Here is a 26,115-nt window from a genome sequence, read left to right on the forward strand (position 1 = left end):
CTAGCGAGGGATATGGGCCGAGGCAACAAAGGGGTGGTTCAGATTTCTTCGACCGAGATCACGCCATCCAGCGACTTGATCGCACCTTTGATCTGCGGGTTGATCGGAAAGCTCTGGCCCAGGTCCATCTCGACATCACCGGGCAGGTCCTTGTCCAACAAACACATCTGGATCGGCCCTTTCGCAGCGCCTTTGGCCGCCGTTCCGGCGTCTTCGAGGATTTTGGCAACCGTGGCCAAAACCTGCGGAGTGTCGACATATATCCGCAATCCGGTCGCGCCTGCGTCCGCCACCACTGAATCGACGGGGCCGACCGAACGGCCAAGCAGTTTGAGTTGGTCGGCCTCCATCGTGGCTTCGGCGGTCAGAACCACCTGCGCACCGGTTTCCAGAAACTCGCGACATTTCTCCAGCGTGTCCGAGAACAGCGTGACCTCATAGGCCCCTGTCGGGTCGGACAGTTGCGCAAAGGCGAACCGGTTGCCGCGCGCCGATTTGCGTTCCTGCCGCCCGGCGACAACACCCGCCATCTTCGCGATCAATGGACCCGAACGCGCCTTCTCGGTCACTTCATCCAGTGTCATGACCTGCTTGCGTTTCAGAGCGGGCATATAGTCGTCCAGCGGGTGGCCGGACAGGTAGAAACCAATCGCCTTGAACTCCTCGCTCAGCCGCTCTGCCGGCAACCAATCTGGTGATGGCGACAAGCGCGGTTCGGGCAGATCGTCGCCCGCCTCGCCAAACAAAGACACCTGATTTGAGTTCCTTTGCTCGTGAATCGCGGCCGAGTAGTTGACCAGCGCATCGAGGCTTTCGAACACCCGGCGGCGGTTACCGTCGAGCTGGTCGAAGGCCCCGGCGCGAGCCAGCATTTCCAGCGGGCGTTTGCCCACACGCTTCAGGTCAACCCTGCGGGAGAAATCGAACAGGTTGACAAACGGCTTACCCGCGCGCCCGTCGACCACAAGGTTCATCGCCTCGACCCCCACATTTTTCAAAGCGCCCAGCCCATAAACGAGGTGCCCGTCGATCACGTCGAACGTCGCCAAAGAGCGGTTTACGCAAGGCGGGACATAGGGCAGGTCCAGCCCCTTCCGAACCTCTTCGAAATAGACAGCCAGCTTGTCGGTCAGGTGGATATCGCAGTTCATGACGCCCGCCATGAACTCGACCGGGTGGTTCGCCTTCAGCCAGCCGGTCTGATAGCTGACCACCGCGTAGGCCGCCGCGTGGGATTTGTTGAAGCCGTAGTTGGCAAACTTGTCCAGCAGGTTCCAAACCTCGGTCGCCTTTGCCTCGTCCACGTTGTTCTCGGCAGCACCTTTCAGAAATTTGGGCCGCTCGGCGTCCATCGCCTCTTGGATTTTCTTACCCATCGCGCGGCGCAGCAGATCCGCGCCACCAAGGCTGTAGCCCGCCATTTCCTGCGCGATCTGCATCACCTGCTCCTGATAGACAATGATGCCTTGGGTTTCGTCCAGAATATGGTCGATGGACGGGTGCAGTTTGTCCCGCTGGCTCAGCCCGTTCTTGACCTCGCAGAACTTGGGAATGTTCTCCATCGGGCCGGGACGGTAAAGCGCGACCAGCGCAATGATATCTTCGATGCAGTCAGGCTTCATTCGCTTGAGCGCATCCATCATGCCCGAGCTTTCCACCTGGAACACAGCCACCGTCTTGGCCGCCGAATAGAGCTTGTATGTCGCCTCATCATCCAGCGGGATGGCGTTGATCTGGTTCTCGGCCCCTTCGGCAGGTTCGTATAGCTCGGTGCCATCCGCCGCAATGTGCAGGGGCCGGCCGGATTTGAAGATGATATCCATCGCGTTCTGGATCACCGTCAGCGTCTTCAGACCCAGAAAGTCGAATTTGACCAGCCCGGCCTGTTCCACCCATTTCATGTTGAATTGGGTCGCGGGCATGTCGGATCGCGGGTCCTGATATAAAGGCACCAGCGCATCCAGCGGGCGGTCTCCGATGACAACCCCCGCCGCGTGGGTTGATGCGTTGCGGAGCAACCCCTCAACCTGCTGGCCATAGGTCAAAAGACGGTCCACAACCTCTTCGCTACGCGCCTCTTCGCGCAGGCGCGGTTCATCTTTCAAAGCCTTTTCGATGGAGACGGGTTTGACCCCCTCGACAGGGATCATCTTGGACAGGCGATCCACCTGCCCGTAGGGCATTTGCAGCACCCGCCCGATATCGCGCACCGCCGCCTTCGACAACAACGCACCAAAGGTGATGATCTGCCCCACCTTATCGCGCCCGTATTTCTGCTGCACATAGCGGATCACCTCTTCACGGCGGTCCATGCAGAAGTCGATGTCGAAGTCGGGCATCGACACCCGCTCGGGGTTCAGGAACCGTTCGAACAGCAGCGAATAGCGCAGCGGATCAAGGTCGGTGATCGTCAGCGCATAGGCAACCAGAGAGCCAGCACCCGAGCCCCGCCCCGGCCCTACCGGGATGTCATGATCCTTGGCCCATTGGATAAAGTCCGCAACGATCAGGAAGTAGCCGGGGAACCCCATGCCTTCGATGATGCCCAGCTCAAAATCCAACCGTTCCTGATACTCCTCAGGCGTCACCGCATGGGGGATAACCGCAAGACGTTTCTGCAGGCCCTCATTGGCGATGCGTCGCAGTTCGGCAACTTCATCATCGGCAAATTTCGGCAGGATCGGATCGCGGCGATAGGCCATGAAAGCGCAACGTCGTGCAATCTCAACTGTGTTCTCGATGGCCTCGGGCAGATCGGCGAACAGCGTCACCATTTCCTGCTGCGACTTGAAATAATGCTGCGCCGTCAGGCGACGACGGCCCTCCTGCTGATCGACATAGGCTCCTTCGGCGATACAGATCAGCGCGTCATGCGCTTCGTACATATCCGAAGTCGGGAAATAGACGTCGTTGGTGGCAACCAGAGGCAGATTCTTGGCATACGCCATCTCCACATGGCCCCGCTCGGTCAGGCGTTCGGCCTCGGGCTGGCCATCCTCACCTGGATGGCGCTGCAACTCGATATAGAGCCGATCCGGAAACATTCCGGCCAACCGGTCCACCAAAGCCTCGGCCGCCGGGCGCTGCCCCTGCTGCAGCAACATCCCCACCGGCCCGTCCGGCCCGCCGGTCAGGCAGATCAGGCCATCGGACCGCGCGGCCAACTCGTCCAAGGTGACCTGCGGCAGTTGCCCGCCTTTGTCCACGTAGAGGCACGAGCTCAGCTTCATCAGGTTCTCATACCCGGCCTCGGACTGCGCCAGCAGCACCAGCGGCGCGGGCGCTTTCGGCTTCTCACCGGGCTGCGCCTGCACAAACGCCAAATCAACCTGACATCCCATGATCGGCTGAATACCCGCACCGCTGGCGGTCACGGAAAACTCCAACGCCGAGAACATCGAATTGGTGTCCGTCACCGCAACAGCAGGCATCTCGGCCTTCTCGCAAAGACCCGGCAGCTTCTTCAGCCGCACAGCGCCTTCCAGCAGAGAATATTCGGTGTGAACGCGGAGGTGAATGAATCGAGGGGTGCTGCTCATGCCCCCTACGCTATCCCAGCCAAGGGCGCTGCAAAAGCGCGAACCGACGCTTTGCGATGCTTAAAAAATCAGCTCTGATTATTCGGCTTTTCCAGAAGGTGCTTCGGAAAGACGCAGACCCGAATGACAGAAAACACTTTAGTTTCAGGCGGCTGAATAGCAAACAAACGCGGTAATTCTCGGCGTAGCCCGTGCAATAGTGCATTCCGCAGGCAGTTTTTCTTGCCAGATCGGCTGCGCAGTTTCTAACATCCGATGGCAAGCAATTCGCCCGCCACTCTTTCTACGTCGCATCGAAGGAGGGCCCAACGGGCGCAACAGGGTAACGCGACGGGTTTCTCGAATGAACATCACGTTTCTTCTGAACGGAGAGACAGTGGAGCTGGCGGATGTCGATCCGACAGCCACCCTGCTGGACTGGCTGCGCGAAGATCGCGGCCTGACCGGCACCAAGGAAGGCTGCAACGAAGGCGATTGCGGGGCCTGCACGGTCATGGTCACCGAAGATGGCACGGCCAAAGCGCTGAATTCCTGCATCCTGTTCCTACCTCAGCTGCACGGCAAAGCGGTGCGCACGGTCGAGGGCGCAAGCGGCCCCGATCAGGAACACCACCCGGTGCAGCAGGCGATGGTCGATCTGCACGGCTCACAATGCGGCTTCTGCACCCCCGGCTTCGTGATGTCGATGGTCGCAGGCCACGCCAATGGCGCAACCGATCACGACACCCAGCTTGCAGGCAACCTGTGCCGCTGCACCGGCTATGCCCCGATCATCCGCGCCGCCAAAGCCGCCGAACCCCACCCGGTCCCTGAATGGGTCACCAACGACCAATCCTTCTCTTGTTCACAAATACCTCGGGGGGAGGCCGAAGGCCGGGGGGCAGAGCCCCCCTTCCTGCCCGAAACCGCCGACGAACTGGCCGCGCTTTATACGCAACACCCCGACGCCACTCTGATTGCCGGAGCGACGGATGTGGGCCTCTGGGTCACCAAGCAACTGCGCGACCTCGACCCCGTGATTTTCCTCAGCCGCTGTGAGGACCTGAAACAGATCACGATCACCGACACCGAAATCCGCTTTGGCGCGATGGTCGACATGAACCGTATGGGCGACGCTCTGTCAGACCACCACCCGTCCTATGCCGAGATGATCCGCCGCTACGCCAGCGTTCAGGTGCGCCACGCGGCCACCGTGGGCGGCAATATCGCCAACGGCTCACCGATCGGAGACAACCCGCCCGCCCTGATCGCGTTGGGCGCAACCCTGCATCTGCGCAAGGGCGACGAACGGCGACAGATTCCGTTGGAGAAGTTCTTCATCAACTACGGCAAACAGGACCGCGCGCCTGCTGAATTCGTCGAAGCCGTCAGCTTTCCGCGCCAACCCGACCGGCTGAAGGTCTACAAGCTCAGCAAACGGTTCGATCAGGATATCTCAGCCGTCTGCGGCTGTTTCAACATCACCGTTACGGACGGCACCGTCACGCAGGCACGCATCGCGTTTGGCGGCATGGCGGGCATTCCGAAACGGGCAACCAACGTCGAGGACGCATTGATCGGCAAACCCTGGACGCGCGAAACAATTGACGCCGCGCTGCCGGCATTTGCCGACGACTACACTCCACTCACGGACATGCGCGCCTCGGCCACCTATCGTCTGGAAACGGCCAAAGCGATGCTGGAGCGCTATTTCCTCGAGGATCAGGGCGAGGTCACAAACGTGCTGGAGGTGTCGGCATGAGCGTGTCTAAGCCCCTCCCCCACGACGCGGCCCCTCTGCATGTTGCAGGTGCCGCGCGCTATGTGGATGACATCCCAACGCCAAAGGGTTCTTTGCATCTCGCATTCGGCCTCAGCCCGCTTGCCAAAGGCAAGATCACCGCGATGGACCTATCAGCCGTAAAAGCCGCCGATGGGGTGGTGATGGTGATGACGGCAGAAGACCTGCCCTTTGCCAATGACGTTTCACCTTCCATCCACGATGAACCGCTGCTGTCGGACGGAACCGTTCATTACATCGGCCAGCCTGTGTTTCTGGTCATCGCCACCAGCCATCTGGCCGCCCGCAAGGCCGCGCGGCTTGGCAAGATCGACTATTCCGAAGAGACACCGATCCTGACGGTCGAAGACGCTTTGGCCGCCGACAGCCGGTTCGAAGACGGCCCACGCATCTACGCCAAGGGTGACGCCGAAGCTGCCATCGCCAGCGCGACCCATGTCATCGAGGGTTCGTTTGAACTAGGCGGGCAGGAACATTTCTATCTGGAAGGTCAAGCCGCTCTGGCCGTGCCGAATGAGGGCGCGGACATGCTGGTGCACAGCTCGACCCAGCACCCGACCGAGATTCAGCACAAAGTGGCCGACGCGTTGGGCGTGCCAATGCACGCCGTCCGGGTCGAGACCCGCCGCATGGGCGGTGGGTTCGGCGGCAAGGAAAGTCAGGGCAACGCTTTGGCGGTCGCCTGCGCCGTTGCTGCCCGTGCGACGGGCAAGGCCTGCAAGATGCGCTATGACCGTGATGATGACATGATCATCACCGGCAAGCGCCATGCCTTTCGCATCGCCTACAAGGCCGGGTTCGATGAACATGGGCATATTCAGGGCGTCTCTTTCCTGCACCACGCGATCTGCGGCTGGGCGCAGGATCTGTCCCTGCCCGTCGCCGACCGTGCGATGCTGCATTCCGACAACGCCTATCTGCTGCCGAATGCGCGGATCGAGAGCCACCGGCTGAAAACCAACACCCAATCCGCCACCGCCTATCGCGGGTTCGGCGGCCCTCAGGGCATGGTCGGCATCGAGCGTGTGATGGATCACGCGGCGCATGAGCTGGGCGTGGACCCGGTCGAACTGCGCCGCCGGAACTATTACGAACCGGCGCACAAGGTCGCCGGGCAGCCCACCGCCGAAGAACCGCTGGGCCATCCCGACCCGCATGAGGACCTGACCAGCCGCGGCGCGGTTGCGACGGGCGAGGCCCCCGTGCGCCCCCTCCCCGCCGGGGGCAACACGACCCCCTATGGGATGGAGGTCGGTGATTTCGAACTGCACGGCATGACCGAGGCATTGCTGAAATCCAGCGACTACGCCGCGCGCAAAGCGGCAATCGGGAAATGGAACGCCGAACACAGCGTGATCAAGAAAGGCATCGCCTTCTCTCCGGTCAAGTTCGGCATCTCGTTCACGCTGACCCACCTCAATCAGGCGGGTGCGCTGGTGCATGTGTATCAGGATGGCTCGGTCCACCTGAACCATGGCGGCACCGAGATGGGGCAGGGTCTGTTCCAGAAAGTCGCGCAGGTGGCGGCCTCGCGCTTTGGAATCCCGCTGGAGATGGTGAAGATCACCGCAACCGATACCGCCAAGGTGCCGAACACTTCGGCCACGGCGGCCTCGTCAGGCAGCGATTTGAACGGCATGGCGGTGAAAGCGGCTTGCGACACGATCCGCGACCGGATGGCCGATTATCTGGCCAAGCGGCATCAGGCCGATCCCGCAAGCGTGGTTTTTGCAGATGGCCACGTTTCGGTGGGCGCGGAACGCTATACCTTCGCCGAGGCCGCGGCACTGGTTTACATGGGCCGCATCAGCCTGTCCGCGACCGGGTTCTACAAAACACCCAAGCTGGAATGGGACCGGATCAAGGGGCGGGGGCGTCCGTTTTTCTACTTCGCCTACGGGGCCGCAATCACCGAGGTCGCCATCGACACGCTGACCGGAGAAAACCGCATCCTGCGCGCAGACATTCTGCATGACGCGGGCGCGTCGCTGAACCCGGCGCTGGATATCGGGCAGGTGGAAGGGGCCTATGTGCAGGGCGCGGGCTGGCTGACGACCGAGGAACTGGTCTGGGACGGCAAGGGCAACCTGCGCACGCACGCGCCCTCGACTTACAAAATCCCCGCCTGCTCGGACCGGCCCGACATCTTCAACGTCGCGCTCTGGGACGGCGAGAACCGCGAGGACACGATCTATCGCTCGAAAGCGGTGGGTGAGCCGCCCTTCATGCTGGGTATTTCGGCATGGTTGGCTCTGTCGAATGCAGTTGCCTCCTGCGGCACCGCCTACCCTGCGCTGGACGCCCCTGCCACGGCCGAAGAGGTCTGGCGCGGTGTCCAACGGATGAAGGGAGACATCTGATGGGATTTGACGTGGAGGCTTTGCGGGAAGCGGTCAAAAACCATGGGCGCGTAGTCCGGGTCGTCATCGCAGGGATCAAAGGGTCGTCCCCGCGCGAAGTGGGCGCCGCGATGCTGGTCTGGCAGGATGGTCAAAGCGGCACCATCGGCGGCGGAACGCTCGAGTATCAGGCTGCCGAAGCCGCGCGAACCCAAACGATCCCGGCCCGCCTGACCCATCACGCGCTTGGTCCGGATATGGGCCAATGCTGCGGCGGTGCTGTATCGCTGCTGAGCGAGGTCTATGACTGGAACACCGTCAACGCTCTGGACGACGCTGTGATCGCGCGCGCTCCGTCCGGCGGAGACATGCCCCTGTCGGTCAAACGGCTGCTGGCATCGGCGCGCAGTCAGGGCGTCGCGCCCGAACCGCAACTGGTCGACGGCTGGATGATCGAGCCAGTCCACAAACCGACCCGCGACCTATGGATTTGGGGCGCAGGCCACGTCGGTCGTGCCTTGGTCGATGTTCTGGCACCGCTGCCCGATCTCGCGATCACATGGGTCGATACGAGCCCTGAGCGTTTTCCCGATACCGTCCCCGTCGGAGTGACCGTCATTCCAACGGCCAAACCGGCCGAATTGGTGCGCCATGCACCGGATGAAGCCGAGCATCTTGTGCTCACCTATTCGCACAATCTGGATCTGGAGCTGTGCAACAGGCTGCTTTCGCATGATTTCCGCTTTGCGGGACTGATCGGCTCGGCTACGAAATGGGCGCGATTCCGGTCGCGGCTGGCGGCCCTTGGACACTCGCCCGAACGGATCAGCCGGATCACTTGCCCGATCGGCGATCCGGGCCTGGGTAAGCACCCACAAATGATCGCCGTTGGCGTCGCCGCGCAGCTCTTGCGCCCGGCCCGACAGACCGAGTTGAAGAAGGACCTGAGCGCGTGACCACTCCACTTTTGAGTCTTCAAGGGCTGACCAAAGCCTATCCCGGCGTCGTGGCCAATGATCAAGTGTCTTTCGATATTGGCGAAGGCGAGGTGCACGCCTTGCTGGGCGAAAACGGCGCGGGCAAATCCACGCTGGTGAAGATGATCTATGGTTTGGTCAAACCAGACAGCGGCACCATGCTGCTGCGCGGCCAGCCTTTTGCACCACCGGAGCCGCGTGCAGCGCGTGGCGACGGGATTGCGATGGTATTCCAGCATTTCTCGTTGTTTGACGCTTTGAATGTGGCCGAGAATATCGCTTTGGGGATGGAGAACCCGCCCCCAATGGGTGATCTGGCCTCACGCATCCGGGAAGTGTCGGAAACCTATGGCCTGCCGCTGGACCCCTATCGCACGGTTGGCGATCTGTCCGCCGGTGAACGACAGCGGGTCGAGATCATTCGCTGCCTGCTGCAGGACCCGAAGCTGTTGATCATGGACGAACCGACCAGCGTGCTGACGCCTCAGGAGGTTGATATCCTGTTTGAGACGCTGAACAAATTGCGATCCGAGGGGACCTCGATCCTCTATATCTCTCACAAGTTGGAAGAAATCCGAACGCTGTGCGATCACGCTACGATCCTACGGTTGGGCAAGAATGTGGGCGAATGCGTTCCGGCAGAGACCTCGGCGCGGGACATGGCCGAGATGATGGTTGGATCGACTCTGCAGACGCCCGAACGGTCGGGGCGCGCGTTCGGTGAGGTCGCGCTGGATGTCAGCGGATTGTCAGTGCCGTCGCCGTCAGAGTTCGGCACCGCATTGAAGAACGTCCATATGACCGTCCGCAAGGGCGAGGTTCTGGGGATTGGCGGCGTCGCCGGGAACGGGCAGGACGAATTGCTGGGCGTGTTGTCCGGTGAAATCACAACGGCTGCCGATGCGATCAAGTTCAACGGTCAGCCGATTGGCAAACTCGGACCCACCGCGCGCCGCAAACTGGGCGTGCTAGCCGCGCCCGAAGAACGGCTGGGGCATGCTGCCGCGCCGGACATGAGCCTGACAGAAAATGCCTTGCTGACCGGATCGGTTCGCGAAGGGCTGGAGAGCAACGGGTTTCTGAAATGGGCCGAAACCAAGAGTTTTGCTGAGAAGATCATTAGCGCGTTTGACGTCCGGACGCCGGGGCCCGAGAACGCAGCGCGCTCGCTGTCGGGTGGGAACCTGCAGAAATTCGTGATTGGTCGCGAAGTGCTGCAGAACCCCGATGTTCTGGTGGTGAACCAGCCCACATGGGGTGTGGATGCCGCCGCCGCGGCTTCGATCCGGCAGGCTATTCTGGATCTGGCGGCCAAGGGAACTGCGGTGATCTGCATCAGTCAGGATTTGGACGAGTTGATGGAGATCTCGGACAGTTTTGCGGCGTTGAACGAAGGGCGGCTGAGTGCGCCGCGCGAGACCACCGGCCTGACCGTTGATGAAATCGGCCTGATGATGGGTGGTGCCCATGGCATGGAGGTGGCGCATGTTTGAGCAGTCGCGTCGCCTTCGGCGAGAGTATTTGGAAAAAGATGAAGACGGGCGGGGGATGCGCGGATGATTGTGTTGGAGAAACGGCCTCAGCCGTCGAAGGCGTGGTCTTACGCGACCCCTTTGGTGGCGGTGATCGCCACGATGGTGTTTGGCGGCATTCTGTTCGCCATTCTGGGTAAGAACCCGGTCGAGGCCATTGGCACCATCTTCTGGGAACCGTTGTTCGGCGAGTTTGCGTTCTACTACCGCCCGCAACTTCTGGTGAAAGGCGCGCCTTTGGTGTTGATCGCCATTGGCCTGTCGCTGGGGTTTCGCGCCGGCATCTGGAATATCGGGGCCGAGGGGCAGTACATCATGGGTGCCATCTTTGGTGCCGGTGCCGGGCTGGCCTTCTACCCACTGGACGCGTGGTACATCTTTCCGATCATGGTGATTGCGGGGGCCTTTGGTGGTTGGCTGTGGGCGATGATCCCCGCCTTCCTGAAGGTGCGGTTCGGGACCAACGAAATCCTTGTGTCGCTGATGCTGGTCTATGTGGCCGAGCAGATGCTGGCGTCGGTATCATTGGGCCTGTTGAAAAACCCCGAGGGCTTTGGGTTTCCGGGCTCGCGCAACCTGCAATCCTATGACAGCGCGCATAATGCCGAGCTGATAGCGGGGTCCGGGATGCACTGGGGCGTCGTCACCGCCCTCATCGCGGTGATCTTTGCCTATGTTCTGCTGAACCGGCATATGCTGGGCTTTCACATCCGCCTGACGGGTGAAGCGCCCCGCGCGGCCAAGTTCGCGGGTGTGAACCCGGCGCGGCTGATCCTGTTCTGTCTGGGTCTGTCCGGCGCTCTGGCCGGATTGGCAGGGATGTTCGAGGTCTCGGGACCTTCGGGCGTGGTCAGCATCGACTTTAACGTAGGTTACGGCTTTACCGCGATCATCGTGGCCTTTCTGGGCCGTCTGCATCCGGTGGGTATCCTGCTGGCCGGGGGCCTGATGGCGCTGACTTACATTGGTGGTGAGATCGCCCAGTCGCAACTGGGCCTGCCTGCCGCTGCCATTCAGGTGTTTCAGGGGATGCTTTTGTTCTTCCTGCTGGCCTTCGATCTTCTGACAAACTACCGCATCCGTGCGGCCCGTAGCGAGGTAGCGTAATGGACCTTGGTGAAATCAATCCCGTCCTTCTGGTCGCCTCGTTGATGGTGGCTGCAACCCCCCTGCTGCTGGCCGCGATCGGAGAGCTGGTCGTCGAAAAAGCGGGCGTTCTGAACCTTGGCGTCGAGGGGATGATGATCGTGGGCGCAATCAGCGGCTTTGCGATCTCGGTTGAAACCGGATCACCCTGGCTGGGCTTTGTCGCAGCGGCCATCGGCGGCGCGGTTCTGTCGCTGCTGTTTGTGCTTTTGACACAGGTCGCATTGGCCAACCAGGTGGCAAGCGGGCTTGCGCTGACCCTGTTCGGCCTCGGCTTTAGCGCCCTGATGGGACAGAGCTATGTTGGTGTGAAACCGCCCGATATGCCTGACATCCATATCCCGGTGATCAGTGATATTCCGGTGATCGGTCCCATCCTGTTTCAGCATGACCCGATCCTCTATGTCGGTATCGCGCTGACCGCCGCTGTCTGGGCCACCCTTAAATACACTCGTGTTGGTCTGATCCTGCGCGCGGTGGGCGAAAATCACGATGCGGCACACGCGCTTGGCTACAAGGTCATCAAGATCCGCATCATGGCGATCCTGTTCGGCGGGGCCTGTGCGGGCCTGGGCGGTGCGTATATCAGCCTGATCCGGGTGCCCCAATGGACCGAGGGCATGACCGCGGGTGTCGGCTGGATCGCGCTGGCGCTTGTTGTCTTCGCCAGCTGGAAACCATGGCGCGCCTTGCTGGGTGCCTATTTGTTCGGCGGCATCACCGTTCTGCAGCTCAATTTGCAGGCAGCGGGCGTTGCCATTCCGGTCGAGTATCTGGCAATGTCGCCCTACATCATCACGATCCTTGTGCTTGTGATCCTTTCGGCCGACAAGAGCAGCGCACCTGCCGCATTGGGCCGGACTTTCCACGCCTCGCACTAGGGGCCAACTGAACCAAACCAACTTGGGGAGTAACACATGAAATTCACCACACTAATGGCAAGCGCCGCAATGGCGTTGGGTCTGGCGACAGGCGCCATGGCCGAAGACAAGACCAAGGTCGGCTTCGTCTATGTCGGCCCTGTGGGAGACGGCGGCTGGACGTATGAGCATGACAAGGGCCGTCAGGCGGTAGAAGAACATTTTGGCGACAAGGTTGAGACCGTTTTCGTCGAATCCGTACCTGAAGGCCCCGACGCTGAACGTGTGATGACCCAGATGGCGCTGGAAGGGGCTGACCTGATCTTCACCACTTCGTTCGGCTACATGGACCCCACCATAAACGTGGCCAAGAAATTTCCGGATGTGAAGTTCGAGCACGCGACTGGCTACAAGACCGCCCCGAACGTTTCCGCCTATTCGGCGCGCTTCTACGAAGGCCGTGCGGTTCAGGGCCATATCGCTGGTAAGATGACTGAATCGAACATCATCGGATACATCGGCTCCTACCCGATTCCTGAGGTGATCCGCGGCATCAACTCGGCCTATATCCACGCCAAGAAGGTGAACCCGGATGTCGAGTTCAAGATTGTTTGGGCCTACACCTGGTTCGATCCGGCGAAAGAAGCCGACGCCGCCACCGTACTGATCGAACAGGGCGCGGACGTGATCCTGCAGCACACCGACTCGACCGCGCCGCAGGCGGCTGCACAAGAGGCGGGCAACGTTGTCACCTTTGGTCAGGCCTCGGACATGAGCGAATACGCCCCGTTCCCGCGCGTCTCCTCGATCATCGACAATTGGGCACCCTACTACATCGCCCGCACGCAGGCGGTCATGGATGGAACATGGGAAACCGTGAACACCTGGGATGGCATCGCCGAGGGTATGGTCGAGATAGGTGAAATCAGCGACCGCGTACCCGCAGACGTCAAGGAAGAGGCCCTTGCGATGAAGGCAGCAATGGCCGCTGGTGAATATCATCCTTTCACCGGTCCGCTGAAAAAGCAGGACGGCAGCGACTGGTTGGCCGAGGGCGAAGTGGCCGATGATGGCACACTTGCAGGCATGAACTTCTACGTCGAAGGGCTGGAAGGCGAAATTCCGCAATAACCGCCATAGCACAGCATCTGGAAAGCCCGCGCCTTGTCGCGGGCTTTTTTTATGACACCAAATGGACTAAATTTCATTTTAGGCCAGATGCTTAAACCGAAAATCACCGCGTATTAAGCGCTTAATACCACTCACGAACCCTCCTTCGTTACAAAGATGCAGGAGGTGAGATATGGCAAAACTCGCGCACAGTATGATCCGGGTGATGGACGAGGACCGCTCGGTCCGGTTCTACGAATCCGCATTTGGGCTGACAATCAGGGATCGGTTGGATTTTGAAGGTTTTACGCTGGTCTATATGGTGTCCGACGGCTCGGCATTTGAACTTGAGCTGACCATCAACAAAGACCGCACAGACCCCTACGAGCTAGGCGATGGCTATGGCCACATCGCATTTGTGGTCGACGATCTGGAAGCCGCCCATGCGCAGGTCGCGTCGGCTGGTGGAGCCCCCAACAATATCGTCGATTTTCAGCCGGGCGGCACCCGTGTCGCACGGTTTTTCTTCGTCGCCGATCCCGATGGATATCAGGTCGAAGTCATCGAAAAGGGCGGTCGTTTTACCTGAAAACTTCAAAAAGCACCAAGCGGAGGATATGATGCTTTACCAACTGAATTTTAACGTCGAATACGATGCCAGCATGGCCCAGCAGGGTCTTCTGGGCATCTGGGCCGAAGAAGCCGAAGCGGCTTTGGGTGCTAAATCAGCGGGGGTTGTCAAAGACCTGTGGAAGGTCGTGGGCGAGCGCAAGGTCACCGCGATTGTCGATGTCGAAGACCCCGACACCTTGGATCGTATCCTGTTTGATTTGCCCATCATGCAGAAAATGGGCCACCATGTGACGGTCGAGGTGAAATCACTGCGCCGATACGAGGATTTTGCAGCCGATGTGAAAGAACGGCTGGGACGCTAAAGACGGAGGACCCCAATGTGCCAGTTGTTTATCGATGCCGATCCGGCGCTTTGGGCGTCGCATACGCGATCCTTCCGGATGGACGGGATGGTCACAAGCGTGCGCCTGGAAGAGCTGTTCTGGCGCACGCTGGAAACCATTGGCGCACGAGACACTCTGACGGTGCCTCAGCTGCTGCATAAACTGTACAACGAAAGCCTTGATGCCGGGCATGACCTGGGGAACTTCACGTCGTTTTTGCGGGTTTGCTGCCTGAGGTATCTGGACCTGCAGCTGCGCGGCCTGATCCCGACCGAGGCGCATGTCAATCTGTCGCTACTGCCCGCCGCAGACATCTTATCGCTGGAAAACAGCGCGCGGGATAAAAGCGCGCCCCAATTGTAGCGCGGTCGCGCAACGCCCGCGCGACCGCATTCTAGTCCTCAGTGATGACCGCTCAGCACCAGCGTGTTCACCGGCATCAGGATCAGGCGCAGGCGCAGACCCGCGGCGTGGACAACACCAATCGTGTCGACCACATGCAGGAATGCAGCTTCCCAGAAGCCCAGATCCTCATGCTCAAGCCTTTCATGGTTGTCGGTGTAAACATTGGCCAGACAGTTGCTGCCGGGCGGTACATCGTCGGCCATGCTCTTGTAGAGCGGTTCCAGATAAACAAGGATCGAGCCCGGATTGGTGTTGTTCTGAACATCCCGCAATTCATCCGAGGGGCGGAACTGACCCGAGGGGATCACGTCCTGCACCTCGACCACAACGACCGGGATCACGGTGAAGGGTTTGGTCATACACCCCAGCTCTCCGATCATGCCGGGTTTGATGACCTGCGCAGACAGCTGGTTGAACGCGGCCTGAAACCGGTCGCGACCCAGGTTCGAGGGCACCAGAATACCGGCCGGCCGCAACAGCGGACTGACATAGTCGCCAACCTGTAGGCCGAACTGTTCGACCCGACCGGTCACACCGGCATTGATCACCGTCTTGTCCAACTCGGTCAGGGCAGCATCCAATTGTGCGTTGGCGCTGGCCAATTGCGCAGGGATCAGTTCTTCGATCTGCTGGACAACAGCGGCCCGCTGCGACTGCGCCGCAACCACCTTCGCCTCGCGTTCTTCAACAAGGTTCTCAAGCCGCTCGATCTCGGCCAGACGCACAGCGCTGGACCCTTCGTCGCGCAAGGTGGTGTTGCGCTCCAGATCCTCCAGAGCCTGATCCAGCGCAGCGCGGGCACCCGCGATCCCAGCGTCGGCCTCGGCCAGATCAGTTTCGGCCACTTTCAACGAAGCTTGAACCTGCGCGATCTGCGCATGCGCAGCCTCGACCTGAGCGGTCTGGCTGAAATCCTCGATCCGGAAAATCGGCTGACCGGCTGTCACCACTTCATTGTTGCGCACATAAACCTCGGACACACGCCCACCCAGTTGGGGCAGGATCGTGACGGTCCGGAAATAAGACGCCGCGGTCGAGCTGGACGGATGGAAATAAAACAGCGTAGTGATCACCGTCAGCGCCAGAATGGCGCATGTGGTCAGGCCCCAGCGCAGTTCGTACCACATGGTAAACAGGGTAATCTCATGCCCGATCCGCTTGCCTTGCACAAAGCGGCGGAACAGATAGTCGGGAAGCACCGTAACAAGGGCGCACAGTATCGTCTCGATCATAGTTCAGTGCCCCTGTGCTTCTGCTTCTGTCGGCTTGGGTTCAGGCTCGGGCTCCGCCACCGGCGTCTGCCCCGGAGCCAGCGACCGGATTGCGTCAGCAATCGATCGCAAAGGGGCGGCAAAATCAGGAAACTGGAAACCCGCCACCAGTACCGCGGCAACCCAAAAGATTCCGTTATGCGTAAATAGCGCAAGCAGCGCGAGAATCCCAACCAGCTGGAATTGCGGATGATTGTTTTCATGCGCCATTTTTTCGGGGATCGAGTGCAGCGTGAAATACCCCACTCCGATCAGTATCACCACTGCAACGGTAAACAGCAGCATGAACGTGAACAGAAAATCACTGCCGTCCGCCTGCGTAACGTAAGACGGGATATGGCCCGTCGCCATTGGGTGAAGGTCTGCCGGGGTCACGTCTGTCTCCAAATCCATTACACTGTGCACTAAAACCAGTCTGAAGCCGCGCGATCAAGTTTCCAATGCTCTTGACTTCAGTCTTTTCGCGACGCGATACCCGTGCAATGGTCCGCCCATGAGATGAATTGGCGACCCCACCGCTAAAACCCCCACCGGACAGGAGCACACATGATCGACTTTCTGGTAATCGGCGGCGGCATTGCCGGGCTAAGTACCGGGGCCCGCCTGTCCAAGCTTGGCTCTGTCACCGTGCTCGAAGCCGAGGATGCGCTGGGATACCATGCGTCGGGCCGATCTGCCGCGATGTTCGAAGAAGGCTATGGCCCGACGACTGTTGTCGAACTGAGCAAAGCCAGCAGATCGTATTTTGAGAACGGACCCTATCTGACACAGCGCGGTTTGATGTTGGTCGGGTCTCAGCATCAGCGCGATCAATTCGCCGAAGACGCCGCAGATCTTGGCGCGCGTCCCATATCGATTGAAGATGCATGTCAGCGCGTACCGATTCTGAATCCCAAGGTGCTGAGTTGCGCCGCACTCAGTGAAAACGCCCGGGATATCGACACCGACCGCGTTTTGCAGGATTTTGCCCGCGAGATCCGGGCAAACGGGGGCGTGGTTCTGACCCGCCAGAACGTCGTGCGTCTCGCAAAAACCAGTCACTGGATCATCGAAGCCCAGCAAACGTTCGAAGCACGCCACATCGTGAACGCCGCAGGTGCCTGGGTGGATGAGATCGCCCGCATGGCCGGGGTTGATCCTATCGGCATTTCTCCGCGCCGTCGGTCAATGGCGCGTATCCCGGCGCCGGGGGGCCATGATGTCAGAAACTGGCCAATGATGCTGGGGGTTGGGGAAAGCTGGTACGCCAAGCCGGATGCGGGCAAATTGCTGATCTCGCCAGCCGAGGCCGAACCGACCGAGCCGCACGACGCCTATGCCGACGATATGGTATTGGCCACTGGGATCGCGCGCTACGAAGAGATGGTGACCGAACCTGTCGTGCGCGTCGAGAGCAACTGGGCAGGCTTGCGCAGCTTTGCCCCGGACGGCACCCTGGTTTTGGGACCAGATCCCGCAGATCAGTCGTTTATCTGGTCCGCCGCGCAAGGCGGCTACGGCTTTCAGACAGCGCCCGCCGCCTCGCAGCTTGTGGCCGATCTGGTAAGCGGCACCGCGCCACAAATTGGCGCGACAACGGTTAAAGCACTACAGCCCGAAAGGCTCCGCCAATGACCAAGCGTAAGTTGCCTTCGAATGCCAGCGTCGCCACCGAAGGGGAAGGTAACAGACTTATTGCGCCCGCCGCCGCCCGGAATTCGGCCATTCTTTGTGATTTGCTTGATCGTGTCGCCCCCAGATCGGGGCACGCGCTGGAACTTGCAAGCGGCACGGGCCAGCACGTTCTTGCCTTCGCCCAGACACTGCCGGATTTACGTTGGCAGCCCAGCGAGATCACCGAGGAACGCCGCGCAAGCATCCGTGCCTATACCGAATCCGAAGCCAACGTGGCAGCTCCGGTCCATCTGGACGCGACATCCCCCGACTGGCATTCCCGGCTTGAACCGCAAGACTTGATCGTTCTGATCAACCTGTTGCATTTGATCAGCCATGCCGAAATGAACGTGCTGATCGCCGAGGCCGCTTTGGCCCTGAAGCCCAACGGTCGCCTTGTTCTTTACGGCCCTTTCATGCGTGCCGGAGAGTTGACCAGCGAGGGGGACAGGCGTTTTCACGACGCCCTCGTTCAACAGGACGCGGATATCGGCTACAAGAATGATGCCGACGTCGTTGCCCTGTTGCAAAACAGCGGGCTAGACGTAGTCGAAATTGCCGAACTGCCAGCAAACAACCTGGCGTTTGTTTCCAAACGATAAATCACCGCAGCATCGCGCCAATGGAACCCTGCTTACGCAGACTTGGTGGCGCCGCCCGAGGTATGCGTCGCCGCAGGCGGCGCATTCACACGCGCCGCCCCGGTCATTTTTGGTATCAGCCGTCCTTGCGGATGGTTTCGTTCTTCGGATCGTAGGGGCTGTCGCAGGTGACCACGGCATCCCACAGCTTGTCCTGAATCTTGACCTTCAGCTTGGTGCCTTCAACCGCGAGATCAGGCGTCACATAGCCCATGCCGATGGATTTCTCGAACGCCACCGAGTAACCACCCGAAGTCAGACGACCAACGCGCTGACCTTCGGGCGTATACAGCGCCTCGCGGCCCCATGGGTCGGCATCGTCTGGTCCGTCGATCAGCAGGGTGCAGCACTTGAAGCGCACACCGGTCTCTTCCAGCTTGGCCTTGCCGTAGAAGTCTTTCGACAGGTCGACAAAGCGCGGCAGGTCGGCCTCCAACGGGGTCGCATCGCGGCCCAGTTCGGTACCGAAAGCGCGATAGGATTTCTCCTGACGCAGCCAGTTCTGGGCGCGCGCACCGACCAGCTTCATACCATGCTTCTCACCGGCTTTTTCCAGCAGGTCGAACAGATAGTTCTGCATTTCGATCGGATGGTGCAATTCCCAACCCAGCTCACCGGTATAAGCCACGCGGATCGCGTTCACGGGGCACATACCCAGTTCGATCTGACGCGCCGACAGCCACGGGAAGCGCTTGTTCGACAGCGCGGTTTTCGGATCGGCGTCCTTGATGACCTCTTTCAGAACGTCACGCGACTTGGGTCCGGCGATGGCGAAGACGCCCCACTGAGTGGTCACGTCCTGGATTTCGATGTAACCGAACTCTTCCATCTTGTCCTCGGCCGCCTTGCGCAGGTAGTCGGCGTCATACTCGGTCCAGGCACCGGCAGAGACGATGTAGTAGTTGTTCTCGCCGTTGCGCACGATGGTGTATTCGGTGCGGGTGGTGCCGTGCGAGGTCAGCGCGTAGGTCAGGTTGATACGACCGACCTTGGGCAGCTTGTTGCAGGTGAACCAATCCAGGAACTGGGTCGCACCGGGGCCTTTGACGACGTGCTTGGTAAAGGCCGACGCGTCGATCAGGCCAACGCCTTCGCGGATCGCTTTGGCCTCTTCGACGGCATATTGCCACCAGCCACCACGGCGGAACGAACGGCTTTCCTTGTCGAAATTGTCCGGCGCATCGACAGGGCCGAAATAGTTCGGACGTTCCCAACCGTTGACCCAACCGAACTGCGCGCCGCGGGCTTTCTGGCGATCATAGGCCGGAACAGTCCGCAGAGGACGGCAGGCTTCACGCTCTTCATCCGGGTGGTGCAGGATGTAGACGTGCTCATAGCACTCTTCGTTCTTGCGGGCCGCAAATTCGGTGGTCATCCAGTTGCTGCTGTAGCGCTTGGGGTCCAGTGAGGCCATGTCGATCTCGGCTTCGCCATCGACCATCATCTGCGCCAGATAATAGCCGGTGCCGCCTGCGGCGGTGATCCCGAAGCTGAAGCCCTCGGCCAGCCACATATTGCGCAGACCCGGAGCCGGACCAACCAACGGGTTGCCGTCCGGGGTGTAGCAGATCGGGCCGTTGAAATCGTCTTTCAGGCCGGATTCGGCGCAGGAGGGCACGCGTTCGGCCATCGCCATGTACTGATCCGCGATCCGGTCGATATCCAGCGGGAACAGGTCAGCGCGGAAGCTGTCCGGCACACCATGTTCAAAGCGCGCAGGTGCACCGTGTTCATAGATACCCAGAATCCAGCCACCGCGTTCTTCACGCGCATAGGACTCGTTGTCGGCGTCACGCACAACAGGGTGCTCGGGGTTACCGGCTTCACGCCATTTGACCAGCTCAGGGTCTTTGTCCATGACGATGAACGTGTGCTCAACCGGGATCGCGGGCATCTTGATGCCCAGCATCTTGGCGGTACGCTGAGCGTGGTTGCCCGATGCGGTCACGACATGCTCGGCGGTGATGACGACCTGCTCATCCGAGGGAACAAGGTTGCCGCCCTGCTCGACCATCTTGGTGCAGGTGACTTCCCAATGGGTACCGTTCCAGTGGAAGGCATCCGCCTGCATCTTGCGAACGATGTCGACGCCACGTTGACGGGCACCTTTGGCCATCGCTTGGGTCACGTCAGCAGGGTTAATATAGCCATCTTCGGTATGATAGATCGCACCCTTCAGGTCGCCGGTTTCGATCAGTGGCCAGCGTTCCTTGATCTGCTCGGGGGTCAGCCATTCATAGGCAACGTCGCAGGTCTCGGCGGTCGAGGCATAGAGCATGTATTCGTCCATACGCTCTTGCGTCTGCGCCATGCGCAGGTTGCCGACAACGGCGAAGCCCGCGTTCAGGCCGGTCTCTTCCTCAAGCTGCTTGTAGAAATCAACCGAGTATTTATGGATGTGGGTTGTCGCATAGGACATATTGAACAGCGGCAGCAGGCCAGCTGCGTGCCAGGTGGAGCCGGACGTCAGCTCATCGCGTTCGATCAGCATCACATCGTCCCAGCCTGCCTTGGCCAGGTGATAGGCAATCGAGGTGCCGACGGCGCCACCGCCAACGACCAGTGCTTTGACTTGGGTTTTCATAGCCGGGTGTCTCCCCCTTGAATTCAGTTGACACCATATGGCGCATTTGCGGCCCCCGGCGCGACATTCATCCGACCAGTGATATAAAAAAAACGACCCGGCAGATGTGCCCGGTCGCTTTTGTAGGCTCTGACTCGTGGATTATCCGCCGCCAAGCGTGCAACGTTTGGACGACCCGTTCATCAGGCATTCGCTGCCCGAACCCGCACCACCCTTGTTGACGCGGACCGCCGTTTTCTCATTCGAGTCCGATTTGCCAAAGCCCGACATCAGCCCGCTTAGGAACCCGCCGCCCTTGTTTGATGGCTCCACCTCATCGGACTCGGAATCACCAACACCAAAGCTTGCGAGAAGTCGCCCGATGAGGCCGCCTTTGCCACCCTCTGCTTTCTGCACTTGGTCTTCCAGAATATCCGCCAACCCTTTTCGGTATCCGACCTGCACAAGATCTTCGGACGAATCGATCCTGTTGGCAGTAAGATCGAACGCACCGTCCGGCAGCCCATACTGGTTGGCCAGCGTGTTCGCCATCAGGGAAAGCTCATCGATATTCTCAAGCCGCAATTGCGCCAATTCCCGGCGCAGTTTGGTGAACTCATTGCGCAAGCCGGCCATCTCTGCCGCGACCTCGCGTTCGCGCTCGGGGTCGGAGACCGCCCCATCGCCAACGCCCGGCACCGGCTTGCTGAGTAACGCGTTCAATTCGTCATAGTTCAGGCGCTTGAGGAAGCTGCGCAGCTTTGGCGCGGGGGCATCCGAGTAAAGTTGCAGGCGGATTTCTTCCCCCAATCCTATTGTCGCTTTGTAGATGTCAAAGCTGGGTTCAGATTCCAGATCCGTGATGCTCTCGGTCACCATTGACCAGAACGAGCGGTCGTCAACGGTGATCGGGCTGTATTTGTTCTGCGCAAATTGGAAGTAGGCTACGCCTCCGACAATGCCAAACGGGGCGTAATCGCGGGAACCGGTGCCCAGACCATCCATAGTCATCGCAAGATTGCCGACCAGCGTATTCGATTGCGCATTTGCCCTGAACCGCATCTGCAGCCAGACGGTGTGGGTGCCATCCTCGTAAACGGCGCTGGTGCGATCGAGTTTGATTGCAAGCTGCTCAGCCTCTTGCACGGCCAGCTTTTGGGCCAGGGGGCGGGCCGCCTCGCTTACGTTGCTCTGCAAAACCCCTTCGCGGGCATCACGGGCATAGTCTGCGTCGACAATTGCCCGACGCACCCAACCATCGCCCGTCGTTGGAAGATATGGCTTTGGCCCCTCTTTCCAACGCTTCTGCCGCTCACGCGCGACTTCTTCCGCGGCAAGCTCGACCCGATAGAGATTGAAGCGTTGATTTATGGTGTCGACATACCCTTGAAGGGACAGACGATCATCAACCTTCTTGTCCTGCTGGTAGTAATCCAGACCCGCTATCACCACTACGGCAACCAACAGGAATCCAACAAAACGCAACGCGCCCATGAATGACCTCAAAAAACTGCTCTTGCGCGGATCATTCACATATAATTGAGGCGTTGTTATGGCCGTGTGCCAACCGAATGGTCAGAGAATCTTGCCCGGATTCATGATGTTATCAGGATCCAACGCCGCCTTGATCGCCGACATATAGGCCGTGGCCGCGCCCAATTCCTTGACCAGATAGGGGCGCTTGCCCTGACCGATTCCATGCTCGCCCGTGCAGGTACCGTCCATCGAAATCGCCAGATCGTTCAGCCAGCCGACAAATTCGTCCGCTGCCGCGACTTCGGCCGGGCTGTCCATGTCGACCAGCACCAAGGTATGGAAGTTCCCGTCACCCACGTGGCCGACAATCGGGGCCAGCAAGCCCAGTTCCTGCGCCTTGTCCTGAGCCGTCGTGACGCATTCGGCCAGACGCGAGATCGGCACGCAGACATCGGTCGATATCCCGCGCGCACCGGGGCGCAGCTGCAGGCTGGCCCAGTACATATCATGCCGCGCCTGCCACAGCTTGGTGCGTTCTTCGGTGGTCGAGGTCGCGGCGAAATCCGTGCCTCCGAACTCTTCGGCGATCTGGCCGAAGGTTTCGGCCTGCTCGGCAGCGCCTGTCTCCGAGCCATGGAACTCCAGCAGCAGCAAGGGCGTTTCCGGCAGTGTCAGCCCGGAATAGGCGTTGGCCGCACGGACAGACATCTGATCCAATAGTTCGATCCGGGCGACCGGAATGCCGTATTGGATGGTCATCATCACCGCCTGACAGGCCGCATCCACCGATGGAAAAGAACAGCGGGCCGAGCTGATCGCCTCAGGGATGCCCTGCAGCCGCAGGGTAATCTCGGTGATGATGCCCAGCGTGCCCTCGGCCCCGATCAGGAGGCGCGTCAGGTCGTAACCTGCCGAGGATTTGCGCGCCCGGTGACCGGTGCGAATGATCTGCCCGTCGGGCATAACGGCCTCAAGGCTCAGCACGTTGTCCTTCATCGTGCCATACCGCACCGCGTTGGTGCCCGAGGCACGTGTCGCCGCCATCCCACCCAACGAGGCATCAGCCCCCGGATCGATGGGAAAAAACAGCCCCTGATCGCGCAGATGCGTGTTCAGTTCGGTGCGGGTCACGCCGGGCTGCACGGTGCAATCCAGATCGCTCGCATTGACGGCGAGAACCTTGTTCATCTGCCTCAGGTCCACCGACACGCCCCCAGCGGGCGCATTTACATGCCCCTCAAGCGAGGTGCCGGTGCCAAACGGGATCACCGGCACCTTATGCGCGGCGCAGGTTCGGACGATTTCGGCAACTTCTTCGGTCGAGTGTGGAAACACCACGGCATCCGGGCTCTGGTTCTCGATCCAGGTGGTGGTGTGGCCGTGCTGTTCGCGGATCGCCGCACCGGTTTGCAGCCGATCCCCGAACCGTTGCTTCAGTATCCCCACGGCCGTTTCAATCCCGGCCTCATTGCGTGGCAAAGTAGATGCCTGCGCCATCGTCTTTCCCCTTCCGGCCTAGAGCATCGCCGGGACGACCTGATCCGGCGGCCGGTGGCCATCTTCAAAGGTCTTGATATTGATGATTACCTTCTCACCCATCTCGATCCGCCCTTCCAGCGTGGCCGAGCCCATATGCGGCAACAGGACCACATTGGGCAATTGCCGCAGACGCGGGTTCACATCCGTGCCGTGTTCATAAACATCCAGCCCCGCCCCCGCGATCTCACCCGCGCGGATCATCCGGGTCAGCGCATTCTCGTCCACGACCTCACCACGCGACGTGTTCACAATCACCGCCGAAGGCTTCATCAGCTTCAGCCGCCGCGCGTTCATCAGGTGGAAGGTAGATGGCGTCGAGGGACAATTGATCGAGATGACATCCATCCGCGCCACCATCTGGTCCAGACTGTCCCAATAAGTGGCCTCAAGCTCTTGCTCGATCTCGGGGCGCAGACGGCGGCGATTGTGGTAGTGCACTTGCATCCCAAACGCACTGGCCCGCCGCGCCACGGCCTGCCCGATCCGGCCCATGCCCAGAATGCCCAGACGACGGCCGCCAACCCGCCCCCCCAGCAATGCGGTCGGCGCCCAGCCTTCCCAATCACCCTTTTGCATCAGGCCCAGCCCCTCGGGGATGCGACGAGTCACAGACAGGATCAGCGCCATGGTCATGTCCGCGGTATCGTCGGTCAACACGCCGGGCGTGTTCGAGACCAGAATGCCCCGCTGCCGCGCCGTCGCCACGTCGATGTTATCGACGCCCGCCCCGTAGTTTGCGATCAGGCGCAGATTTTCCCCCGCCTGCCCCAGAATGCCACCGTCGATCTTATCGGTGATGGTCGGCACCAGCACATCGGCCTCTTTCACCGCCGCAACCAGTTGATCGCGCGTCATGGGGGTATCGTCGTCGCGCAGGCGCACGTCGAACAGCTCACTCAACCGGGTTTCCACTGCCTCGGGCAACCGTCGCGTAACGACAACACTCAGACGTTCTCTTGGCACCTCAGCCCTCCTACCGCTTTGCAAACAGTCGCGCGCCATGGCATCGTGGCGCAGGATGACACGGGGCACAAGAACCCCAAGGGCCAAAGGCCCGACCTTTTTTCGAAACACGGTCAACAGGCAGCAAGAGCAGGCAGTGAGTGTCAGGTTTTCAGTGAAACGCCGTTTGGTGGCGGGGGTTGCAGCGTTTGTATTGGCGTTTGCTGCGGCTACCGCATTCGCACAGGGCACACGCGGCCCTGTCACGAATCTGCCGCTGCCGCGCTACGTCTCTATGAAAGCGGCTGAGGGCAACGTGCGCCGCGGCCCATCGCTGACCCATCGAATCGACTGGGTGTTCAAACGGCGTGGCATGCCGCTGCAGATCACGGCCGAGTACGGCAACTGGCGCAAGGTCCAGGACCGCGACGGCGCCGGCGGCTGGGTCCACTATGCATTGCTGTCCGGTGTGCGCACAGTCCTGATCGAATCCGACATGCTGCCGGTTTACGCCAACCCTGACCCGAACTCGCAAGTGAATGCACATTTCGAAACCGGGGTCGTGGCCCGCCTGGGCAGTTGCACCCTCGACTGGTGCCGCATTTCGGCGGGCGGATATCGCGGCTGGACCCTTAAAAGCAACCTTTGGGGGGTAGAACCAAGCGAGATCCGCGACTAGCTAGGCCTCAGCTTCTGCGCCACCCCGCTGGCCCAATTCCTGATCCAGAAGCAGAAGGTTCCAGCGGTTGTCACCCGCCGCCTTTGCCTTGTCCAGAATCGAAGATATCACATCTTCTTCCTCGACCTGTTCGGCCAGAAACCAGTTCAACATATTCTGAGTACTGAACTCTTTCTCATCCTGCGCCAAAGCAAACAGAGAATTGATCTGCCCACTCACTGTCTGTTCCTGCGCCAGTGCCTGTTCAAGCACATCAACGGCGGACAGGTAGTCCGCCTGTGGCTTGGCGATCCCATCAAGTTCAACCCGAGCGCCCAGCTTCACCATAAAGTCGAAGATCCGCATGGCATGCGTTTCCTCTTCGGCTGATTGCGCGCGAAACCAACTGGCAAAACCCGGTAAATCCTGCGCCTCAAAGTAGGCGGACATTGCCAGATAGGTATACGAGGCATGCAGCTCGGTGTTGATCTGACTGTTCAGCGCCTTGGCGACTCTTGCATTCAGTTTCATCGCTTGCTCCTTCGGACTGGATGGCGTTTGCAACAAAGATAGGGCGTCGGCGGCTTGGCCTCAACATAAGGTGCCAGATTTTTTCGCAAAAACATCATCTTAACCAAGTGTTTTCGCCATTGAGTATCACTCGCAGTTTCGCGCGGGAATCTGTTTTAAGCGATCAATATACCCGCTCGAAAGACACCCTGACCCGG

21 protein-coding genes are annotated in these 26,115 nt (G+C 60.2%); 13 read left to right on the forward strand and 8 right to left on the reverse strand.

Annotation, left to right across the window (positions count from 1 at the left end; translation table 11 throughout):
- Positions 1–38: 38 nt before the first annotated feature.
- On the reverse strand, positions 39–3,539 hold the full coding sequence (dnaE, locus tag ACR0KM_RS03075; protein WP_480856662.1) for a DNA polymerase III subunit alpha: 3,501 nt from the start codon (positions 3,537–3,539) through the stop codon (positions 39–41).
- Between the two features lie 343 nt (positions 3,540–3,882).
- Here dnaE and xdhA point away from each other — a divergent pair, with 343 nt between their 5' ends.
- The 10 genes from xdhA to ACR0KM_RS03125 all read left to right on the forward strand — a co-directional run bounded on the left by xdhA (position 3,883) and on the right by ACR0KM_RS03125 (position 14,602).
- The gene (gene xdhA, locus ACR0KM_RS03080) at positions 3,883–5,280 is read left to right on the forward strand and encodes a xanthine dehydrogenase small subunit (protein ID WP_480856660.1); all 1,398 of its coding nucleotides are present in this window, start codon (positions 3,883–3,885) and stop codon (positions 5,278–5,280) included.
- A complete protein-coding gene (gene xdhB, locus ACR0KM_RS03085) occupies positions 5,277–7,679 on the forward strand; it encodes a xanthine dehydrogenase molybdopterin binding subunit (protein ID WP_480856658.1) in 2,403 nt (800 codons plus the stop codon). The genes xdhA and xdhB overlap by 4 nt, the downstream gene beginning before the upstream one ends.
- On the forward strand, positions 7,679–8,614 hold the full coding sequence (gene xdhC / locus ACR0KM_RS03090; protein WP_480856656.1) for a xanthine dehydrogenase accessory protein XdhC: 936 nt from the start codon (positions 7,679–7,681) through the stop codon (positions 8,612–8,614). Before xdhB ends, xdhC begins: the two co-directional genes overlap by 1 nt.
- Complete coding sequence (locus tag ACR0KM_RS03095) at positions 8,611–10,128, forward strand: ABC transporter ATP-binding protein (RefSeq protein WP_480856655.1); 1,518 nt, start codon at positions 8,611–8,613, stop codon at positions 10,126–10,128. The genes xdhC and ACR0KM_RS03095 overlap by 4 nt, the downstream gene beginning before the upstream one ends.
- Before the next feature lie 63 nt (positions 10,129–10,191).
- On the forward strand, positions 10,192–11,274 hold the full coding sequence (locus ACR0KM_RS03100; RefSeq protein WP_480731257.1) for an ABC transporter permease: 1,083 nt from the start codon (positions 10,192–10,194) through the stop codon (positions 11,272–11,274).
- The gene (locus ACR0KM_RS03105; RefSeq protein WP_480530808.1) at positions 11,274–12,194 is read left to right on the forward strand and encodes an ABC transporter permease; all 921 of its coding nucleotides are present in this window, start codon (positions 11,274–11,276) and stop codon (positions 12,192–12,194) included. The genes ACR0KM_RS03100 and ACR0KM_RS03105 overlap by 1 nt, the downstream gene beginning before the upstream one ends.
- A gap of 36 nt (positions 12,195–12,230) precedes the next feature.
- Complete coding sequence (locus ACR0KM_RS03110; protein ID WP_480819196.1) at positions 12,231–13,304, forward strand: BMP family ABC transporter substrate-binding protein; 1,074 nt, start codon at positions 12,231–12,233, stop codon at positions 13,302–13,304.
- Positions 13,305–13,476: 172 nt separating this feature from the next.
- Positions 13,477–13,872: a VOC family protein gene (locus ACR0KM_RS03115; RefSeq protein WP_480856654.1), complete on the forward strand. Its 396-nt coding sequence runs from the start codon at positions 13,477–13,479 to the stop codon at positions 13,870–13,872.
- A gap of 31 nt (positions 13,873–13,903) precedes the next feature.
- On the forward strand, positions 13,904–14,218 hold the full coding sequence (locus ACR0KM_RS03120) for a muconolactone Delta-isomerase family protein (protein WP_480819194.1): 315 nt from the start codon (positions 13,904–13,906) through the stop codon (positions 14,216–14,218).
- Positions 14,219–14,233: 15 nt separating this feature from the next.
- A complete protein-coding gene (locus tag ACR0KM_RS03125) occupies positions 14,234–14,602 on the forward strand; it encodes a ribbon-helix-helix domain-containing protein (protein WP_480856652.1) in 369 nt (122 codons plus the stop codon).
- Between the two features lie 38 nt (positions 14,603–14,640).
- Here the strand turns inward: ACR0KM_RS03125 and ACR0KM_RS03130 are convergent, their stop codons facing one another.
- Positions 14,641–15,876: an HlyD family secretion protein gene (locus ACR0KM_RS03130; RefSeq protein ID WP_480819192.1), complete on the reverse strand. Its 1,236-nt coding sequence runs from the start codon at positions 15,874–15,876 to the stop codon at positions 14,641–14,643.
- A 3-nt stretch (positions 15,877–15,879) separates the two neighbouring features.
- Complete coding sequence (locus ACR0KM_RS03135) at positions 15,880–16,308, reverse strand: hypothetical protein (protein WP_480819191.1); 429 nt, start codon at positions 16,306–16,308, stop codon at positions 15,880–15,882.
- A gap of 153 nt (positions 16,309–16,461) precedes the next feature.
- On the opposite strand from ACR0KM_RS03135, the gene ACR0KM_RS03140 reads away from it, so the two are divergent.
- A complete protein-coding gene (locus ACR0KM_RS03140) occupies positions 16,462–17,529 on the forward strand; it encodes an NAD(P)/FAD-dependent oxidoreductase (RefSeq protein WP_480856650.1) in 1,068 nt (355 codons plus the stop codon).
- Entirely contained in the window at positions 17,526–18,170 is a 645-nt protein-coding gene (locus ACR0KM_RS03145; protein ID WP_480856648.1) for a DUF938 domain-containing protein, read from the forward strand. The genes ACR0KM_RS03140 and ACR0KM_RS03145 overlap by 4 nt, the downstream gene beginning before the upstream one ends.
- A gap of 115 nt (positions 18,171–18,285) precedes the next feature.
- On the opposite strand, the gene ACR0KM_RS03150 is transcribed toward ACR0KM_RS03145, so the two are convergent.
- The 4 genes from ACR0KM_RS03150 to ACR0KM_RS03165 form a co-directional block, all read right to left on the reverse strand.
- On the reverse strand, positions 18,286–20,793 hold the full coding sequence (locus tag ACR0KM_RS03150) for a GcvT family protein (protein ID WP_480856647.1): 2,508 nt from the start codon (positions 20,791–20,793) through the stop codon (positions 18,286–18,288).
- Between the two features lie 141 nt (positions 20,794–20,934).
- Positions 20,935–22,266: a hypothetical protein gene (locus ACR0KM_RS03155; RefSeq protein ID WP_480856646.1), complete on the reverse strand. Its 1,332-nt coding sequence runs from the start codon at positions 22,264–22,266 to the stop codon at positions 20,935–20,937.
- An 81-nt stretch (positions 22,267–22,347) separates the two neighbouring features.
- Entirely contained in the window at positions 22,348–23,745 is a 1,398-nt protein-coding gene (locus ACR0KM_RS03160; RefSeq protein WP_480856645.1) for an FAD-binding oxidoreductase, read from the reverse strand.
- Positions 23,746–23,763: 18 nt separating this feature from the next.
- Positions 23,764–24,750, reverse strand: coding sequence for a 2-hydroxyacid dehydrogenase (locus ACR0KM_RS03165; RefSeq protein ID WP_480856643.1), 987 nt, complete (start codon positions 24,748–24,750; stop codon positions 23,764–23,766).
- A gap of 136 nt (positions 24,751–24,886) precedes the next feature.
- On the opposite strand from ACR0KM_RS03165, the gene ACR0KM_RS03170 reads away from it, so the two are divergent.
- Positions 24,887–25,408, forward strand: a complete 522-nt coding sequence (locus ACR0KM_RS03170; protein ID WP_480856641.1) for an SH3 domain-containing protein — start codon at positions 24,887–24,889, stop codon at positions 25,406–25,408.
- On the opposite strand, the gene ACR0KM_RS03175 is transcribed toward ACR0KM_RS03170, so the two are convergent.
- Complete coding sequence (locus tag ACR0KM_RS03175) at positions 25,409–25,918, reverse strand: ferritin (protein ID WP_480856640.1); 510 nt, start codon at positions 25,916–25,918, stop codon at positions 25,409–25,411. It abuts the gene before it with no gap.
- Between the last annotated feature and the right edge of the window lie 197 nt (positions 25,919–26,115).

It is taken from the genome of Ruegeria sp. G10 (assembly GCF_056533645.1).

What these genes read in the sequence shown, in the direction of transcription:
- dnaE (WP_480856662.1), bottom strand. Translation starts at nt 3,539, where the DNA reads ATGAGCAGCACCCCTCGATTCATTCACCTCCGCGTTCACACCGAATAT.
- xdhA (WP_480856660.1), top strand. Translation starts at nt 3,883, where the DNA reads ATGAACATCACGTTTCTTCTGAACGGAGAGACAGTGGAGCTGGCGGAT.
- xdhB (WP_480856658.1), top strand. Translation starts at nt 5,277, where the DNA reads ATGAGCGTGTCTAAGCCCCTCCCCCACGACGCGGCCCCTCTGCATGTT.
- xdhC (WP_480856656.1), top strand. Translation starts at nt 7,679, where the DNA reads ATGGGATTTGACGTGGAGGCTTTGCGGGAAGCGGTCAAAAACCATGGG.
- ACR0KM_RS03100 (WP_480731257.1), top strand. Translation starts at nt 10,192, where the DNA reads ATGATTGTGTTGGAGAAACGGCCTCAGCCGTCGAAGGCGTGGTCTTAC.
- ACR0KM_RS03105 (WP_480530808.1), top strand. Translation starts at nt 11,274, where the DNA reads ATGGACCTTGGTGAAATCAATCCCGTCCTTCTGGTCGCCTCGTTGATG.
- ACR0KM_RS03110 (WP_480819196.1), top strand. Translation starts at nt 12,231, where the DNA reads ATGAAATTCACCACACTAATGGCAAGCGCCGCAATGGCGTTGGGTCTG.
- ACR0KM_RS03115 (WP_480856654.1), top strand. Translation starts at nt 13,477, where the DNA reads ATGGCAAAACTCGCGCACAGTATGATCCGGGTGATGGACGAGGACCGC.
- ACR0KM_RS03120 (WP_480819194.1), top strand. Translation starts at nt 13,904, where the DNA reads ATGCTTTACCAACTGAATTTTAACGTCGAATACGATGCCAGCATGGCC.
- ACR0KM_RS03125 (WP_480856652.1), top strand. Translation starts at nt 14,234, where the DNA reads ATGTGCCAGTTGTTTATCGATGCCGATCCGGCGCTTTGGGCGTCGCAT.
- ACR0KM_RS03130 (WP_480819192.1), bottom strand. Translation starts at nt 15,876, where the DNA reads ATGATCGAGACGATACTGTGCGCCCTTGTTACGGTGCTTCCCGACTAT.
- ACR0KM_RS03135 (WP_480819191.1), bottom strand. Translation starts at nt 16,308, where the DNA reads ATGGATTTGGAGACAGACGTGACCCCGGCAGACCTTCACCCAATGGCG.
- ACR0KM_RS03140 (WP_480856650.1), top strand. Translation starts at nt 16,462, where the DNA reads ATGATCGACTTTCTGGTAATCGGCGGCGGCATTGCCGGGCTAAGTACC.
- ACR0KM_RS03145 (WP_480856648.1), top strand. Translation starts at nt 17,526, where the DNA reads ATGACCAAGCGTAAGTTGCCTTCGAATGCCAGCGTCGCCACCGAAGGG.
- ACR0KM_RS03150 (WP_480856647.1), bottom strand. Translation starts at nt 20,793, where the DNA reads ATGAAAACCCAAGTCAAAGCACTGGTCGTTGGCGGTGGCGCCGTCGGC.
- ACR0KM_RS03155 (WP_480856646.1), bottom strand. Translation starts at nt 22,266, where the DNA reads ATGGGCGCGTTGCGTTTTGTTGGATTCCTGTTGGTTGCCGTAGTGGTG.
- ACR0KM_RS03160 (WP_480856645.1), bottom strand. Translation starts at nt 23,745, where the DNA reads ATGGCGCAGGCATCTACTTTGCCACGCAATGAGGCCGGGATTGAAACG.
- ACR0KM_RS03175 (WP_480856640.1), bottom strand. Translation starts at nt 25,918, where the DNA reads ATGAAACTGAATGCAAGAGTCGCCAAGGCGCTGAACAGTCAGATCAAC.